Source organism: Streptomyces sp. NPDC059989 (assembly GCF_042736975.1).
Lineage (GTDB): Bacteria > Actinomycetota > Actinomycetes > Streptomycetales > Streptomycetaceae > Streptomyces.
Map to the genome: position 1 here is coordinate 1 of NZ_JBHWUO010000030.1, position 16,828 is coordinate 16,828.

Below are 16,828 nucleotides of genomic sequence, written 5' to 3' on the forward strand. Positions count from 1 at the left end.
GGACCCGGCGGGGGCTCCGCCCCCGTACCCCCGCGCCTCAAACGCCGGCGAGGCTGGATTTCCAGCCCCTCCGGCGTTTGAGGAGCGGGGTCTGGGGCGGAGCCCCAGGAAGGCGGTGGCCCGATGAGCCCGCAGGAGCCGCCGCGGCGAAGGGTGCCCGGCCCGGGAGCAAGGGTGCCCGGCCCGGCAGCAAGGGCGCGGGCCACGGCCCGCCCGGCCTCGCGGCCCGCGACGCGGCGGCCCGCCGCGACCAGGCGCCCGCACACCATCCGGCTCGGCAGCCCCAAGCCCCGGCTGCGCCTCGTCAGCGTCGGCCTGACGCTCGTCATGGTCGCCTTCGTCGTCCGCCTGCTCCAGGTGCAGGCCGTCGACGCCTCCGCCTTCTCCGCCGAGGCCTCCAAGAACCGCTACACCAGCGTCAAGCTGGCCGCCGAGCGCGGGGAGATCACCGACCGCAAGGGCGTGGCCCTCGCCACCAGCGTCGACGCGTACGACATCACCGCCGACCCGAAGATGTTCACCCCGCAGGACAGCAAGGCCCCGGACGCCCCCGAGCAGGCGGCCGCCCTCCTCGCGCCCATCCTCGGGAGGGACGCCAAGGAGCTCGCCGGGCGGCTGAAGACCAAGAACACGCGCTACGTCGTCCTCGCCTACCGCCAGACCCCCCAGGTCTGGAACCAGATCAAGGACCTCAAGAAGGTCTTCGCGGACAAGGCCGAGGCCGACAAGAGGAACAACGGCCCCGGCGCCAACGTCCTGGCCGGCGTGTTCAAGGAGGACAGCAGCAAGCGCGTGTACCCGGGCGGCGACCTCGCCGCTGGGATACTGGGCTACGTCAACGCCGACGGCAAGGGCGGCGGCGGCCTGGAGTCCTCCCTCGACAAGAAGCTGTCCGGGAAGGACGGGGAGGTGACGTACGCCCAGTCGGGCGGGCGCCGCGTCCCCACCGCCGGCTCCAGCGAGAAGCCCGCCGTGCCCGGCGAGGACATCGAGCTGACCATCGACCGCGACATCCAGTGGGCGGCGCAGAGCGCCATCACCGAGCAGGTCCAGAAGTCCGAGGCCGACCGCGGCTACGTCATCGTCCAGGACACCCGCACCGGCGAGGTCCTGGCCATGGCCAACGCCCCCGGCTTCGACCCCAACGACCTGACCCGCGCCCGCTCCGCCGCCATGGGCAACGCCGCGCTCCAGGACGTGTACGAGCCCGGCTCCACCGCCAAGGTGATGTCGATGGCCGCCGTACTGGAGGAGAAGAAGGCCACCCCCGAGACCCACGTCGAGGTCCCGAACCGGCTCCACCGCGGCGACCGGCTCTTCAAGGACGACATCGACCACCCGACCTGGTACCTGACCCTCAACGGGGTCCTCGCCAAGTCCTCCAACATCGGCACCATCCTGGCCACCGGCCAGCTCGGCCCCACCCAGCCCGAGGCCAATAAGGTCCTGTACTCGTACCTGGACAAGTTCGGCATCGGGCGGCCCAGCGGCCTGAACTACCCGGGCGAGTCCCGCGGCATCCTCGCCAAGCCCGAGGACTGGTCCACCTCCCAGCAGTACACGATTCCTTTCGGCCAGGGCCTGTCCCTCAACGCCATGCAGGCGGCCTCCGTGTACTCCACCATCGCCAACGGCGGCGTGCGGATCACCCCGACCCTGGTGCGCGGCACCAAGGGCCCCGACGGCCGCTTCACCCCGGCCCAGGCCCCCGAGCAGACCCGCGTGATCAGCCCGGAGACCGCCAAGACCCTCGCCGAGATGCTCGAATCCGTCGTCGACGACCAGGAGGGCACCGGAACCAAGGCGAAGATCCCCGGCTACCGGGTCGGCGGCAAGACCGGCACCTCCAACCGGGTGGATCCGGCCACCGGCCGCTACAAGGGCTACACCGCCTCCTTCGCCGGTTTCGCGCCCGCCGACAACCCGCGCATCACCGTCTACTGCGCGATCCAGAACCCCACGAAGGGCAGCTACTTCGGCGGCCAGATCTGCGGCCCGATCTACAAGAAGGTCATGGAGTTCGCCCTGAAGACCCTCCAGGTCGCCCCCACCGGTACGGCCCCCGCCGGGCTCCCGGTCACCTTCGAAACCGGTCCCCAGCCCGCCCCGCAGCCGGCCCCGCAGCCCAGTCCGCAGCCCGGTCGGTGACCCACCGCCCGGCCAGAAAAGCGTGAGGCACCACCAGTGACAACGATCACCCCGAAACCCGGGAACCAGTCGGCCGCCGCCGCCGAGACCGGGCCCTCACTTCGCGACCGGCCCGCCGCGCCCGGTACGCTCACCGCCGTGCCCCACGCTGATCAGCCCAGAACCACCCAGAAAGACGCCCCGGCAGCGCCGCCGGGAGCGCCCCGGCCCGTGTCCGCCCGCCCGACCCCTCTGGGCGAGCTGGCCACCCTGCTGGGCGTCCGAGCGCCAGGCGCAGCGCAGATCACCGGCATCACGCACGACTCCCGTGCGGTCCGCCCCGGCGATCTGTACGCGGCCCTCGCGGGAGCCAGGACGCACGGAGCCGACTTCGCCGCCCAGGCGGCCGGCCTCGGCGCCGCGGCCGTGCTGACCGACCCCGCGGGGGCGGAGCGCGCCGCCGCGACCGGCCTGCCCGTCCTCACCGTCGAGGACCCGCGCGGCCGGATGGGCGAGCTCGCCGCCGCGATCTACGGCCGCCCCGGCGAGGACCTGCTGCAGATCGGCATCACCGGCACCTCCGGCAAGACCACCACGGCGTACCTCGTCGAGGGCGGCCTGCGCGCGGCGGGCCGCGCCACCGGACTCGTCGGCACCGTCGAGATGCGCATCGGCGACGAGCGCATCAAGTCCGAGCGGACCACCCCCGAGGCCACCGACCTCCAGGCCCTCTTCGCGGTCATGCGCGAACGCGGGGTCGAGGCCGTCGCCATGGAGGTCTCCAGCCACGCCCTGGTGCTCGGCCGCGTCGACGGCTGCGTCTTCGACGTCGCGGTCTTCAACAACCTGAGCCCCGAGCACATGGAGTTCCACTCCGACATGGACGACTACTTCCAGGCGAAGGCGGGGCTCTTCACCCCCCGCCGGGCCCGCCTGGGCGTGGTCAACCTCGACGACGAGTACGGCCGCCGCCTCGCCAAGGAGGCGACGGTGCCGGTGGTCACCTTCTCCGCCGCGGGCGACCCGGCCGCCGACTGGCGCGCCGAGGACGTGGTCTTCGGACCGGCGAGCTCCACCCTGACCCTGGTGGGCCCCGAGGGACAGCGCGTACGGGCCACCGCGCCGCTGCCCGGCCCGTTCAACGTGGCCAACACCGTCGCCGCGATCGTCACCCTGGCCGCCGCCGGCCTCGACCCGCAGACCGCCGCCGACGGCGTCGCCGCGGTCCCCGGGGTCCCCGGCCGGCTGGAGCGGGTGGACGCGGGACAGCCGTACCTGGCCGTCGTCGACTACGCGCACAAGACGGACGCCGTCGAATCGGTCCTGCGCGCCCTGCGCGAGGTCACCACCGGCAGGCTGCACATCGTGCTCGGCTGCGGCGGCGACCGCGACACCACCAAGCGCGGCCCCATGGGCGCCGCCGCCGCCCGCTACGCCGACGTGGCCGTCCTGACCTCCGACAACCCGCGCTCCGAGGACCCCCTCGCGATCCTCGCCGCGATGTTCGAAGGCGCCGTGTCCGTACCGCCCGCCGAGCGCGGCACCGTCCTCGTCGACGCCGACCGGGCCGCGGCCATCGCCGCGGCCGTCGCGCGCGCCGAGCCCGGCGACACCGTGCTGGTGGCGGGCAAGGGCCACGAGCAGGGCCAGGACACCGCGGGTGTCGTACGGCCCTTCGACGACCGCGAAGTGCTCCGCTCCGCCATCGAGGCGGCGCAGAGGAACGACGTGCTGAAGAACGACGCGCTCAAGCAGGCCGAGGTGAACCAGTGATCGCCCTTTCCCTCGCCGAGATCGCCGACATCACCGGCGGGCGGCCCCACGACATACCGGATCCGTCCGTGCGGATCAGCGGGCCCGTCGTCATCGACTCCCGCCAGGTGGAGGCCGGCAGCCTGTTCGCCGCCTTCGACGGCGAGCACGTCGACGGCCACGACTACGCCGGGCGCGCGATCGAGGCCGGAGCCGCCGCCGTGCTCGCGGCCCGGCCGGTCGGCGTACCCGCCATCGTCGTCCCCGATGTCGAGAAGGCGCTCGGCGCCCTCGCGCGGGCCGTCGTCGAGCGGCTCGGCACCGACGTGGTGGCCCTGACCGGCTCGGCCGGCAAGACCTCCACCAAAGACCTGATCGCGCAGGTGCTCCAGGCCCACGCGCCCACCGTGTGGACGCCCGGCTCCCTCAACAACGAGATCGGCCTGCCGCTCACCGCCCTCAAGGCCACCGCGGAAACCCGGCACCTGGTGCTGGAGATGGGGGCCCGCGGGATCGGCCACATCGCCTACCTCACCGGCCTGACCCCGCCGCGCATCGGGCTCGTCCTGAACGTCGGCACCGCCCACATCGGCGAGTTCGGCGGCCGCGAGCAGATCGCCCAGGCCAAGGGGGAGCTGGTCGAGGCCCTGCCCTCCGAGGCCGAGGGCGGGATCGCCGTCCTGAACGCCGACGATCTGCTGGTGCGCGCCATGTCCGCCCGCACGAAGGCCCGTACGGTCCTCTTCGGCGAGGCCGAGGACGCCGACATCCGGGCCACCGAGGTACGGATGACCCCGGGGGGACAGCCCGCCTTCACACTCCACACACCGACCGGGTGCAGTGATGTGACCTTGCGGCTGTACGGTGAGCACCACGTGTCGAACGCGCTCGCCGCGGCCGCCGTCGCCCATGTACTGGGCATGTCCGTCGAGGAGATCGCCACCGCGCTCTCCGGGGCGGGCACCCTGTCCCGGTGGCGGATGGAGGTCACCGAGCGGGCGGACGGCGTCACGATCGTCAACGACGCCTACAACGCGAACCCCGAGTCCATGCGGGCCGCTCTGCGCGCGCTTGCCGCGATGGGCGGCGCCGCCAGGGCGAACGGGGGACGCACGTGGGCAGTGCTCGGTCCCATGGCCGAACTCGGAGACGCATCGCTGGCCGAGCACGACGCGGTGGGGCGGCTTGCCGTCCGGCTCAACGTGAGCAGGCTCGTCGCAGTCGGGGGCAGGGAAGCGTCCTGGCTGCAACTGGGCGCATATAACGAGGGTTCGTGGGGTGAGGAGTCGGTGCTCGTGTCCGACGCGCAGGCGGCGGTCGACCTGTTGCGCAGTGAACTGCGCCCGGGTGACGTCGTGCTGGTGAAGGCTTCCAGGTCGATCGGCCTGGAGAGGGTCGCGCTTGCGTTGCTGGAGCGCGAGGGCGAGGTCGCCGACCGATGAGGCAGATCCTGTTCGCCGGTGTCATCGGCATGTTCCTCACCATTGTCGGCACCCCGCTGCTGATCAAGCTGCTGGCCCGCAAGGGCTACGGCCAGTTCATCCGCGACGACGGCCCCCGCGGCCACGCCGGGAAGAAGGGCACGCCCACCATGGGCGGTATCTCCTTCATCCTGGCCACGATCGTCGCGTACGCCCTGACGAAGGTCATCACCGGTGAGGCGGTGAGCTTCTCGGGCCTGCTCGTGCTCTTCCTGATGGCGGGCATGGGCCTGGTCGGCTACCTCGACGACTACATCAAGATCGTCAAGCGGCGCTCGCTCGGTCTGCGGGCCAAGGCCAAGATGGCCGGCCAGCTGATCGTCGGCATCGCCTTCGCGGTGCTCGCGCTCCAGTTCAAGGACTCGCGCGGGCTCACCCCGGCCTCCACCAAGCTGTCGTTCGTCACGGACTTCGGCTGGTCGATCGGCCCGGTGCTGTTCGTGGTCTGGGCGCTGTTCATGATCCTGGCCATGTCCAACGGCGTGAACCTGACCGACGGTCTGGACGGCCTCGCCACCGGCGCCGCCGTGATGGTCTTCGGCGCCTACACCTTCATCGGCGTCTGGCAGTTCCAGGAGTCCTGCATCAACGCGCAGACCCTGACCAACCCGAACGCCTGCTTCGAGGTGCGCGACCCGCTGGACCTCGCGGTCGTCGCCTCCGCCCTGATGGGAGCCTGCTTCGGCTTCCTGTGGTGGAACACCTCGCCCGCCAAGATCTTCATGGGTGACACCGGCTCGCTCGCCCTCGGCGGCGCGCTCGCGGGCCTGGCCATCTGCTCCCGCACGGAGTTCCTGATGGCCCTGCTCGGCGGCCTGTTCGTACTCATCACGATGTCGGTCGTCATCCAGGTCGGCTCCTTCAAGCTGACCGGCAAGCGGGTCTTCCGGATGGCCCCGCTCCAGCACCACTTCGAACTCAAGGGGTGGTCCGAGGTCCTTGTCGTGGTCCGCTTCTGGATCATCCAGGGCATGTGCGTGATCGTGGGTCTCGGTCTCTTCTACGCGGGATGGGCAGCCGACAAGTGACCTCCTGGCACGGCAAGAACATCACCGTCGCCGGCCTCGGCGTGAGCGGCATCAGTGCCGCCCGCGCCCTGGCCGGCCTCGGCGCATCGGTGACCGTCGTCGACGGGGGCGACAGCGAGGGCCACCGCGCCCGCGCCGCCGAGCTCGGCGAGCTGGGGATCTCCGTGCGCCTGGCGGACGCGGAAACCCTCCCCGAGGGCACCGACCTGATCGTCACCTCGCCCGGCTGGAAGCCCGACAGCCCGCTGTTCGCGGCCGCCGCCGCGGCGGGCGTGGACGTGGTCGGGGACGTCGAGATCGCCTGGCAGCTGCGCGGCGAGAAGGCGGCGCCCTGGCTCGCCATCACGGGGACGAACGGCAAGACCACCACCACCCAGATGCTGGCGTCGATCCTGAAGGCCGCGGGTCTGCGGACCGCCGCGGTCGGCAACATCGGCACGCCCATCATCGACGTGGTCCTCGGCGAGCAGCAGTACGACGTGCTCGCCGTCGAGCTCTCCAGCTACCAGCTGCACTGGGCGCCCTCGCTGCGCGCCCACTCGGCGGCCGTGCTCAACCTGGCCCCCGACCACCTGGACTGGCACGGCTCCATGGAGGCGTACGCCGCAGACAAGGCCCGGATCTACGAGGGCAACCAGGTGGCCTGCGTCTACAACGTCGCCGACCCGGCCACCGAGAAGCTGGTCGAGAACGCCGACGTCGAAGAGGGCTGCCGGGCGATCGGCTTCACCCTCGGCGCCCCCGGCCCCTCCATGCTCGGCGTCGTCGACGGCATCCTCGTCGACCGGGCCTTCGTGGAGAACCGGCAGAAGAACGCCCAGGAGCTCGCGCAGGTCGAGGACGTCAACCCGCCGGCCCCGCACAACATCGCCAACGCGCTCGCCGCGGCGGCCCTGGCCCGCGCCTTCGGCGTGGAGCCGCGCGCCGTCCGCGACGGACTGCGCAACTTCCGCCCCGACGCCCACCGCGTCGCGTACGTGGACGAGGTCGCGGGGGTCACGTACATCGACGACTCCAAGGCCACCAACACGCACGCGGCGGAGGCCTCCCTCGCCGCCTTCGAGCCGATCGTCTGGATCGCCGGCGGCCTCGCCAAGGGCGCCACCTTCGACGAGCTCGTGCAGAAGTCCGCGAAGCGGCTGCGCGGCGTGGTGCTGATCGGCGCCGACCGGGCGCTGATCGCCGAGGCGCTGGCGCGACACGCCCCCGAGGTCCCGGTCGTCGACCTCGACCGGACCGACACTGGGGCGATGCTCGCAGCGGTCCGGGAAGCGGCCCGGCTCGCCGAGCCCGGCGACACGGTCCTGCTGGCGCCTGCCTGTGCCTCGATGGACATGTTCGCGAACTACAACAAGCGTGGGGACGCGTTCGCCGACGCGGTACGCGAACTGGCAGCCGAGAGCGCCTAGACAGGGCTCCTGGAACGGGTCTCTCCGGCCGGCTGCTCGCCTCGTACGAGTGGAGGGGAAGATCACATGCCGGCCAAGCAGATGCTGCCGGGGCGGCGGCCGTCCGCCGTGAAGGCGCAGGGCCGCAAACGCCCCGCGGTGAGTGCCAGGCGGCCCGCCGGGCGCGGGCCGCTGGCCCGGCTGCGGCGTACGCAGCGGCAGTTGCGCAGGGCCTGGGACCGCCCGCTCACGGCGTATTACCTGATTTTCGGCAGCTCGCTGCTCATCACCGTGCTCGGCCTGGTGATGGTCTACTCGGCCTCCATGATCAAGGCCCTCCAGCTGGGCCTCGGCGACGCCTACTTCTTCAAGAAGCAGTTCATCGCGGCCCTGATCGGCACCGTGCTGATGCTGGCCGCCTCCCGGATGCCGGTCAAGCTGCACCGGGCGCTGTCCTATCCGGTGCTCGCCGGCACCCTGTTCCTGATGGTCCTGGTCCAGGTCCCCGGGATAGGGGTCTCGATCAACGGCAACCAGAATTGGATTTCCCTTGGCGGTCCGTTCATGTTGCAGCCCAGTGAGTTCGGCAAGCTGGCACTGATCCTGTGGGGCGCCGACCTGTTGGCGCGCAAGGGCGACAAAGGGCTGCTCAGCCAGTGGAAGCACCTGCTGGTGCCGCTGGTCCCGGTGGCCTTCCTGCTGCTCGGCCTGATCATGCTGGGCGGGGACATGGGCACCGCGATGATCCTCGGTGCCGTCCTGTTCGGCCTGCTCTGGCTGGCGGGCGCCCCGACGCGGCTGTTCGTCGGCGTGCTGGCGTTCGCCGGTGTGATCGTCGCACTGCTGATCAAGACCAGTCCGCACCGGATGGACCGGCTGGAGTGCCTCGGCGCGACCGATCCGGGCAAGAACGACCTCTGCTGGCAGGCGGTCCACGGGATCTACGCCCTCGCCTCGGGCGGATGGTTCGGTTCCGGTTTGGGTGCCAGTGTGGAAAAATGGGGGCAACTACCCGAAGCCCACACCGACTTCATCTTCGCCATCACCGGGGAGGAACTGGGTCTGGCGGGGACGCTGTCGGTGCTCGCCCTGTTCGCGGCTCTAGGCTATGCGGGTATCCGCGTGGCCGGACGCACGGAGGACTCCTTCGTACGGTTTGCCGCGGGAGGCGTGACCACCTGGATCACGGCCCAGGCCGTGATCAACATCGGTGCGGTGCTCGGTCTGCTGCCGATCGCCGGAGTCCCGCTCCCGCTGTTCTCCTACGGGGGGTCGGCCCTGCTGCCGACGATGTTCGCGGTCGGACTGCTCATCGCGTTCGCGCGGGAGGAGCCGGCGGCGCGCGCGGCGCTCGCGATGCGCCAGCCGAAGAACGGCTGGAGGCGGACCGGGATGAGATGGAAGTCGATGAGACGGCGCGTCAAGAAGCGTCCGTCCGGAGAGCGGTGAATTTCGGTGCATGTCGTACTCGCCGGTGGGGGGACCGCCGGCCACATCGAGCCGGCGCTCGCCCTCGCGGACGCCCTGCGCAGGCAGGACCCTTCAGTGGGCATCACCGCCCTCGGCACCGAGCGCGGACTTGAGACCCGCCTCGTGCCGGAACGCGGCTACGAACTGGGGCTGATCCCCGCCGTTCCGCTGCCCCGCAAGCCCACCCCGGAACTGATCACCGTTCCCGGGCGGCTGCGCGGCACCATCAAGGCCGCGGAGGAGATCCTCATCCGCACCAAGGCGGACTGCGTCGTCGGCTTCGGCGGCTACGTGGCCCTGCCCGGCTACCTCGCCGCCAAGCGGCTCGGGGTGCCGATCATCGTCCACGAGGCCAACGCCCGGCCGGGCCTCGCCAACAAGATCGGCTCCCGGTACGCGCACGCCGTCGCGGTCTCCACCCCCGACAGCAAGCTGCGCGGCGCCCGCTACGTGGGCATCCCGCTGCGGCGCTCCATCTCCACCCTCGACCGGGCAGCGGTCCGCCCGGAGGCGCGCGCCGCCTTCGGCCTGGACCCCAACCTGCCGACGCTGCTGGTCTCCGGCGGCTCGCAGGGCGCCCGCCGCCTCAACGAGACGATCCAGGCGATCGCTCCGACCCTCCAGCGCTCCGGGATCCAGATCCTGCACGCCGTCGGGCCGAAGAACGAAATGCCGCGTGTCGACAACATGCCCGGGATGCCGCCGTATGTGCCGGTACCGTACGTGGACCGGATGGATCTCGCGTACGCCGCCGCCGACATGATGCTGTGCCGCGCGGGCGCGATGACCGTCGCCGAACTGTCCGCCGTCGGGCTCCCCGCCGCCTACGTCCCGCTGCCGATCGGCAACGGCGAACAGCGGCTCAACGCCCAGCCGGTGGTCAAGGCCGGCGGCGGCCTGCTCGTGGACGACGCGGAGCTGACGCCCGAGTGGGTGCTGAGCCAGGTCCTCCCGGTGCTGTCCGACCCGCACCGTCTGTACGAGATGTCCCGTGCGGCCGGTGAGTTCGGCCGCCGCGACGCCGACGACCTGCTGGTCGCCATGGTGTACGAGGCGATCGCAGCCCACAGGAACCGCTGAGGCGGGACGCACTGACGCAGGAGGCACAGGAGTGGCCGGAGCGACGACCGCACAGCGCGGGGGACCGTTTTCCGATCGGTCCGGCCGGTCCGGACGGAAGGGCTCCGGCTCTCCCGAGGCTCCCAAGCCGCCCAAGCCTCCGAAAGCGTCGAAGAAATCGGGCCCGCAGGGCCCCGGCGGAAGGCTCCGCCGGGGCCCCGTGCTGGCTTCCCTCGCCGCCGCGGTGCTCCTCGTCGCGGGCGGCACCTGGGCGCTCTACGGCTCCTCCTGGCTCCGCGTCGAGAAGGTCACGGCGACCGGCACCGAGGTGCTCACCCCCGAGCAGGTGCTGGCCGCGGCGGCCGTCCCCGTCGGCGCACCCCTCGTCAGCGTCGACACCGACGAGATCGAGGAGCGCGTCCGCGGCCGGCTGCCACGCATCGATTCGGTCGATGTGGTGCGGGCCTGGCCGCACGGAATCGGGCTGAAAGTGACGGAACGCAAACCCGTCCTGCTCATCCAAAAGGACGCCAACTTCGTCGAAGTGGACGCTTCGGGTGTGCGATTCGACACTGTCGCGAAAGCACCGGGCGGCGTTCCGGTCCTCGAATTGAACGCAGGTCAGTCCCCGAGCGCCCGCCGCTTCGACGAGGAACGGCTGCTGCACGAGGCGGTTCTCGTCGCCGGCTCCCTTCCGGAGCCGATCGCCAAGGAGACCGTGCAGGTCAAGGTGGGTTCGTACGATTCGGTCGTTCTGGAGCTCACGCGGGGCCGCACGGTGGTGTGGGGGAGCGGCGAACAGAGCGACGCGAAGGGGCGTGCGCTGACCGCTCTGTTGAAAGCCGCGCCCAAGGCCGGACACTTCGACGTGAGCGTCCCCACCGCCCCTGCGGTGTCCGGGAGTTGACGTCGGGTCGAACAGCGGCGCACCCTGGTTGGCCAGCGATACGGGTGATCACATAGGGTGAAAAGAAAAACGGGAGGTTCGGCGTGTTCGTTGAACACGCGCTACTTGTCGACTTAGTGTCCTGTTCGGAAGTCCATGGGATCCAGCAACAAGACACACCCCTAACCCTAAACTTCAGGGTGAGGGTTCGGGTCGGCGCGTTCGGACCGTCCCTATTTCGGCATCAGTCGTCGCAACGCAGGCCCGCGAGGCGGCGACACGTAACTCGAGGCGAGAGGCCTTCGACGTGGCAGCACCGCAGAACTACCTCGCAGTCATCAAGGTCATCGGTGTCGGCGGCGGTGGTGTCAATGCCATCAACCGAATGATCGAGGTCGGTCTCAAGGGCGTCGAGTTCATCGCCATCAACACGGACGCCCAGGCGCTGTTGATGAGCGACGCCGACGTCAAGCTCGACGTCGGCCGTGAACTCACCCGGGGCCTCGGCGCCGGCGCCAACCCGGATGTCGGCCGCAAGGCGGCAGAGGACCACCGCGAGGAGATCGAGGAGGTCCTCAAGGGGGCCGACATGGTCTTCGTCACCGCCGGTGAGGGCGGCGGCACCGGAACGGGCGGCGCACCCGTCGTCGCCAACATCGCGCGCTCGCTGGGCGCCCTGACGATCGGTGTGGTCACCCGGCCGTTCACCTTCGAGGGCCGGCGCCGCGCGAACCAGGCCGAGGACGGCATCGCCCAGCTCCGCGAGCAGGTCGACACCCTCATCGTCATCCCCAACGACCGGCTGCTGTCCATCTCGGACCGCCAGGTCAGTGTGCTCGACGCCTTCAAGTCGGCCGACCAGGTCCTGCTGTCCGGCGTCCAGGGCATCACCGACCTCATCACCACCCCGGGTCTGATCAACCTCGACTTCGCCGACGTCAAGTCCGTGATGTCCGAGGCCGGCTCGGCCCTCATGGGCATCGGCTCGGCCCGCGGCGACGACCGCGCGGTGGCCGCCGCCGAGATGGCGATCTCCTCGCCGCTGCTTGAGGCGTCCATCGACGGCGCCCGCGGCGTGCTGCTCTCCATCTCCGGTGGCTCGGACCTCGGTCTCTTCGAGATCAACGAGGCCGCGCAGCTGGTGAGCGAGGCCGCGCACCCCGAGGCGAACATCATCTTCGGTGCCGTCATCGACGACGCGCTCGGCGACGAGGTGCGGGTCACCGTCATCGCGGCCGGGTTCGACGGCGGACAGCCCCCGGCCCGCCGGGACAACGTCATCGGCGCCGCGTCCACGAAGCGCGAGGAGCCGGCCCCGGCGCCGGTCCGCGCCCCCGAGCCGGTCCGCCCGGCCTTCGGCGGACTCGGTACGGTCACCCCGCGCGAGGAGCCCCCGGCTCCCGTCGAGGCGGCCCCGACCCAGGCCCAGGCCCCCGCGCCGCAGGTCCCGACGGCCCGGCCGTACCAGGACAGCCCGGCCGAGGAACTGGACGTCCCGGACTTCTTGAAGTGACACCGGAGCAGCACCACGTGGGCGGCGCCCACTTCGCCTTCACCGACCGGTGGGGCGGAGTGAGCGCCGTTCCGTACGAAGAGCTCAACCTCGGCGGCGCGGTCGGAGACGACCCGGCCGCCGTTCGCGCGAACCGGGCGCTCGCGGCGAAGTCGCTGGGGCTCGACCCGGACCTGGTGGTCTGGATGAACCAGGTCCACGGCCGGGACGTGGCGGTGGTCGACGGACCGTGGGGTCCGGACCAGGACGTCCCTTCGGTGGACGCGGTGGTGACCGCCCGTCGGGGGCTCGCCCTCGCCGTGCTCACCGCCGACTGCACGCCGGTCCTGCTGGCCGACCCCGTCGCCGGGGTCGCCGGCGCCGCCCACGCCGGGCGGCCGGGGCTGGTGGCCGGAGTGGTCCCCGCGGCGGTCGAGGCGATGGTCGCCCTCGGGGCCGAGCCCGGGCGGATCGTCGCCCGGACCGGACCCGCGGTCTGCGGGCGCTGCTACGAGGTGCCGGGCGAGATGCGGGACGCGGTGTCCGCGGTGGTTCCGGCCGCGCGGGCCGAGACGAGCTGGGGGACCCCCGCCGTCGACGTGGTCGAGGGAGTGCGCGCCCAGCTGGCGGAGGCGGGGGTGGTGGATGTCCGCCGTTCCCCGGTCTGCACACTGGAGTCGCGGGACCACTTCTCGTACCGCCGCGACCGGGTGACCGGGCGGCTTGCCGGATATATCTGGTTGGAATAGGAAATGACGGACCGTAAGTCGGAACTCGCGGAGAACCTGGCGCGGGTGGAGGAACGTATCTCGTCCGCCTGCGCGGCCGCGGGGCGCAAGCGGGAAGAGGTGACGCTCATCGTGGTCACCAAGACCTACCCCGCGAGCGACGTACGACTGCTGGCGGAGCTGGGTGTCCGTCATGTTGCGGAAAATCGCGACCAGGATGCCGCCCCCAAGGCGGCGGCCTGCGCGGATCTGGCGCTCAGCTGGCACTTCGTCGGCCAGTTGCAGACGAACAAAGTCCGTTCCGTGGCGGGATACGCGCATGTGGTGCAGTCGGTCGACCGCTCCAAGCTCGTGACCGCCCTCTCGGCCGCCGCCTCGAACGCCGGCCGGGAACTCGGCTGCCTCGTGCAGATCGCCCTCGACGCCGAGTCGGGCGGGCGGGGGATCCGGGGCGGCGCCGCACCCGAGCAGCTCGCGGAGTTGGCGGACCTCGTCGCCGGGGCGCCCGGACTGCGGATCGACGGTCTGATGACCGTGGCTCCGCTGTCCGGCCCCTACGCGGGACGCGAACAGGCGGCCTTCGAGCGGCTGGTGGAATTGTCATCCCGCCTGCGCGCGGACCATCCGGCTGCCACGATGGTGTCGGCCGGGATGAGCTCGGATCTGGAACAGGCCGTTTCGGCCGGTGCGACACATGTACGCGTCGGCACTGCGGTACTCGGCGCGAGACCCCGGCTCGGGTAACGTCGCGAAGAAAGTCGGACCACAGCAGAAAATATGGTCATTCCCGCTGATGGGCGGGCAGACCACGTGGATCGCGGGCAGTTGGTGACATTCGTGACACGGCGGCACCTGCGACAGGGCGATCCACCACAGAGCGGAGGACTCAGAGAATGGCCGGCGCGATGCGCAAGATGGCGGTCTACCTCGGCCTCGTGGAGGACGACCGGTACGACAACCCGGGGTACGACCCCGACGACGAGTTCGAGCCCGAGCCGGAACCGGATCGGGCCCGGGACCGCCGACAGCAGCCCGTGCACCAATCGCCCGTATCGGACGAACCGGTACGAGCCGTACAGCCCCCGCCGCAGCGCGAACCCATCCCAATTCCGGTGGAAAACGGACGTCCTGCGCGAATTGCCCCCGTGGCATCCATCACACCTGATCGCACGAACCTGGAGAAGAACGCCCCCGTGATCATGCCCAAGGTCGTCTCCGAGCGGGAGCCGTACCGCATCACGACGCTGCACCCCCGGACCTACAACGAGGCCCGTACCATCGGGGAACACTTCCGTGAGGGCACTCCGGTGATCATGAATCTCACGGAGATGGACGACACGGACGCGAAGCGTCTCGTGGACTTCGCCGCCGGTCTCGTCTTCGGTCTGCACGGCAGCATTGAACGCGTGACACAGAAGGTGTTCCTGCTGTCGCCTGCTAACGTCGATGTCACGGCGGAGGACAAGGCCCGCATCGCGGAGGGCGGGTTCTTCAACCAAAGCTAGACCGATCCGTCAGATACGGGACCGGGAACAGAGCGAGAAACGGGGAGAGGGAAGCGCGGGATGGGCGTCGCACTGCAAGTGGTCTACATCGCGCTGATGTGCTTCCTCATCGTGCTGATCTTCCGACTGGTCATGGACTACGTGTTCCAGTTCGCACGTTCATGGACACCCGGCAAGGCGATGGTGGTCGTTCTGGAGGCCACCTACACTGTCACCGATCCACCGCTCAAGCTTCTCCGGCGATTCATCCCGCCGTTGCGTCTCGGGGGCGTGGCACTCGACCTGTCCTTCTTCGTTCTGATGATCATCGTTTACATCCTCATCAGTTTCGTGAGCACCGCTGCGAGAAGCGTGTGAACGATGAGCTTCCCCGCAGGCGCGGGGACAGTCCCGATACGGTCTTGCCGACTGCCGACGACTACGTAGAGGTGAAGAAGACATGCCGCTGACTCCCGAGGACGTGCGGAACAAGCAGTTCACGACCGTCCGCCTGCGAGAAGGCTATGACGAGGACGAGGTCGATGCCTTCCTCGACGAGGTCGAGTCCGAGCTGACGCGCCTGCTGCGCGAGAACGAGGACCTGCGCGCCAAGCTGGCTGCCGCCACGCGTGCCGCTGCGCAGAACCAGCAGCAGCAGGGCATGCGCAAGCCGGAACCCCAGGACCAGCGCGGCCCCGGCGCCCCCGTGCCCGCGGCCATATCCGGCCCGCCGCAGCAGCAGCAGCCGCAGATGGGCCCGCCGCAGCTCCCGGGCGGCCAGCCGCAGCTGCCCGCCGGCCCCGGCGGACACGGGCCGCAGGGCCCGGGCCCGATGGGCGGCCCCATGCAGCAGCACCCCATGGGTGGACCGCAGGGCATGGGTCAGCAGCAGTCGATGGGCGGCCAGAACCCGCTCGGCCAGCAGATGCAGCCCATGGGCCAGCAGATGCAGCAGATGGGGCAGCAGATGCAGCCCATGGGTCAGCCCATGCAGCAGATGCAGCAGCCGCAGCAGCTCCCGCAGCAGGGCCCCGGTGGCGACAGCGCCGCCCGCGTCCTGTCGCTGGCGCAGCAGACCGCCGACCAGGCGATCGCGGAGGCCCGCTCCGAGGCCAACAAGATCGTCGGCGAGGCCCGTTCGCGCGCCGAGGGCCTGGAGCGGGACGCCCGCGCCAAGGCCGACGCGCTGGAGCGGGACGCGCAGGAGAAGCACCGCGTCGCGATGGGCTCCCTGGAGTCCGCCCGCGCCACGCTGGAGCGCAAGGTCGAGGACCTGCGGGGCTTCGAGCGTGAGTACCGTACGCGTCTGAAGTCCTACCTGGAGTCGCAGCTGCGTCAGCTGGAGACCCAGGCCGACGACTCCCTGGCCCCGCCGCGCAACCCGGGTGCCCCCTCGCTGCCGCCGTCGCCGTCGCCTTCGATGGCTCCGGCCGGTGCGATGGGCCACTCCATGGGCGGTCCCTCGATGGGCGGCCCGTCGCCCATGGGCGGTCCCTCCCCGATGGGCGGAGGCCCGTCGTACGGCGGTCAGCAGCAGATGTCTCCGGCGATGACGCAGCCGATGGCTCCGGTGCGGCCGGCTGCGCCGCAGCCGATGCAGCAGGCGCCGTCTCCCATGCGGGGCTTCCTGATCGACGAGGACGACAACTAAGCGCGGCCCCTGCGGGTCGGCAGTCGCTTCACGGGCCGGGCCCGGTTCCCCTTCGGGGGCACCGGGCCCGGCCCGTTCCCGTACCCGGGCGCGGCGCGGCTGCCGAGGGTTGGCCCCTGGCCCGGTGGGCCGGTGCGGCGCCGTTGCGGGGGCTCTGCCCCCGAGCCCCCGCGCCTCAAACGCCGGCGGGGCTGGATATGCCTCCGGCGGCGCCTCAAACGCCGGCGAGGCTGGAATGTGCCCCGGCGGGGCCGGATGGGTCTGGAGCTGGGCTCCGCGCCA

Annotated in this window: 14 protein-coding genes; all 14 read left to right on the forward strand. The window is 71.0% G+C overall.

Annotated elements, in window-relative coordinates; genetic code table 11:
• Positions 1 to 123: 123 nt before the first annotated feature.
• The 14 genes from ACFWBN_RS25095 to ACFWBN_RS25160 all read left to right on the forward strand — a co-directional run bounded on the left by ACFWBN_RS25095 (position 124) and on the right by ACFWBN_RS25160 (position 16,546).
• Entirely contained in the window at positions 124 to 2,148 is a 2,025-nt protein-coding gene (locus tag ACFWBN_RS25095; RefSeq protein ID WP_385179206.1) for a peptidoglycan D,D-transpeptidase FtsI family protein, read from the forward strand.
• 36 nt (positions 2,149 to 2,184) lie between these two features.
• Complete coding sequence (locus ACFWBN_RS25100; RefSeq protein WP_385179208.1) at positions 2,185 to 3,900, forward strand: UDP-N-acetylmuramoyl-L-alanyl-D-glutamate--2,6-diaminopimelate ligase; 1,716 nt, start codon at positions 2,185 to 2,187, stop codon at positions 3,898 to 3,900.
• Positions 3,897 to 5,321 carry a UDP-N-acetylmuramoyl-tripeptide--D-alanyl-D-alanine ligase gene (gene murF / locus ACFWBN_RS25105; protein WP_385179209.1) on the forward strand — a complete coding sequence of 475 codons (1,425 nt, stop codon included), beginning with the start codon at positions 3,897 to 3,899 and terminating at the stop codon, positions 5,319 to 5,321. Before ACFWBN_RS25100 ends, murF begins: the two co-directional genes overlap by 4 nt.
• Entirely contained in the window at positions 5,318 to 6,388 is a 1,071-nt protein-coding gene (gene mraY, locus ACFWBN_RS25110) for a phospho-N-acetylmuramoyl-pentapeptide-transferase (RefSeq protein ID WP_385179211.1), read from the forward strand. The genes murF and mraY overlap by 4 nt, the downstream gene beginning before the upstream one ends.
• Positions 6,370 to 7,797 (forward strand): UDP-N-acetylmuramoyl-L-alanine--D-glutamate ligase, encoded by a 1,428-nt coding sequence (gene murD, locus ACFWBN_RS25115; RefSeq protein ID WP_385179213.1) that lies wholly within the window; start codon positions 6,370 to 6,372, stop codon positions 7,795 to 7,797. The genes mraY and murD overlap by 19 nt, the downstream gene beginning before the upstream one ends.
• Before the next feature lie 66 nt (positions 7,798 to 7,863).
• Positions 7,864 to 9,225: a putative lipid II flippase FtsW gene (gene ftsW / locus ACFWBN_RS25120; protein WP_385179215.1), complete on the forward strand. Its 1,362-nt coding sequence runs from the start codon at positions 7,864 to 7,866 to the stop codon at positions 9,223 to 9,225.
• A gap of 6 nt (positions 9,226 to 9,231) precedes the next feature.
• Entirely contained in the window at positions 9,232 to 10,326 is a 1,095-nt protein-coding gene (murG, locus tag ACFWBN_RS25125) for an undecaprenyldiphospho-muramoylpentapeptide beta-N-acetylglucosaminyltransferase (RefSeq protein ID WP_385179216.1), read from the forward strand.
• Between the two features lie 31 nt (positions 10,327 to 10,357).
• Entirely contained in the window at positions 10,358 to 11,212 is an 855-nt protein-coding gene (locus tag ACFWBN_RS25130) for a cell division protein FtsQ/DivIB (protein WP_385179218.1), read from the forward strand.
• A gap of 286 nt (positions 11,213 to 11,498) precedes the next feature.
• Positions 11,499 to 12,704: a cell division protein FtsZ gene (ftsZ, locus tag ACFWBN_RS25135; RefSeq protein WP_385179220.1), complete on the forward strand. Its 1,206-nt coding sequence runs from the start codon at positions 11,499 to 11,501 to the stop codon at positions 12,702 to 12,704.
• A 17-nt stretch (positions 12,705 to 12,721) separates the two neighbouring features.
• Entirely contained in the window at positions 12,722 to 13,432 is a 711-nt protein-coding gene (gene pgeF / locus ACFWBN_RS25140) for a peptidoglycan editing factor PgeF (protein ID WP_385179366.1), read from the forward strand.
• A 3-nt stretch (positions 13,433 to 13,435) separates the two neighbouring features.
• Entirely contained in the window at positions 13,436 to 14,155 is a 720-nt protein-coding gene (locus tag ACFWBN_RS25145) for a YggS family pyridoxal phosphate-dependent enzyme (protein ID WP_385179222.1), read from the forward strand.
• A gap of 149 nt (positions 14,156 to 14,304) precedes the next feature.
• A complete protein-coding gene (locus ACFWBN_RS25150; RefSeq protein WP_385179224.1) occupies positions 14,305 to 14,916 on the forward strand; it encodes a cell division protein SepF in 612 nt (203 codons plus the stop codon).
• Between the two features lie 60 nt (positions 14,917 to 14,976).
• A complete protein-coding gene (locus tag ACFWBN_RS25155) occupies positions 14,977 to 15,273 on the forward strand; it encodes a YggT family protein (protein ID WP_030155988.1) in 297 nt (98 codons plus the stop codon).
• An 82-nt stretch (positions 15,274 to 15,355) separates the two neighbouring features.
• A complete protein-coding gene (locus ACFWBN_RS25160) occupies positions 15,356 to 16,546 on the forward strand; it encodes a DivIVA domain-containing protein (RefSeq protein ID WP_385179227.1) in 1,191 nt (396 codons plus the stop codon).
• Positions 16,547 to 16,828 lie beyond the last annotated feature (282 nt).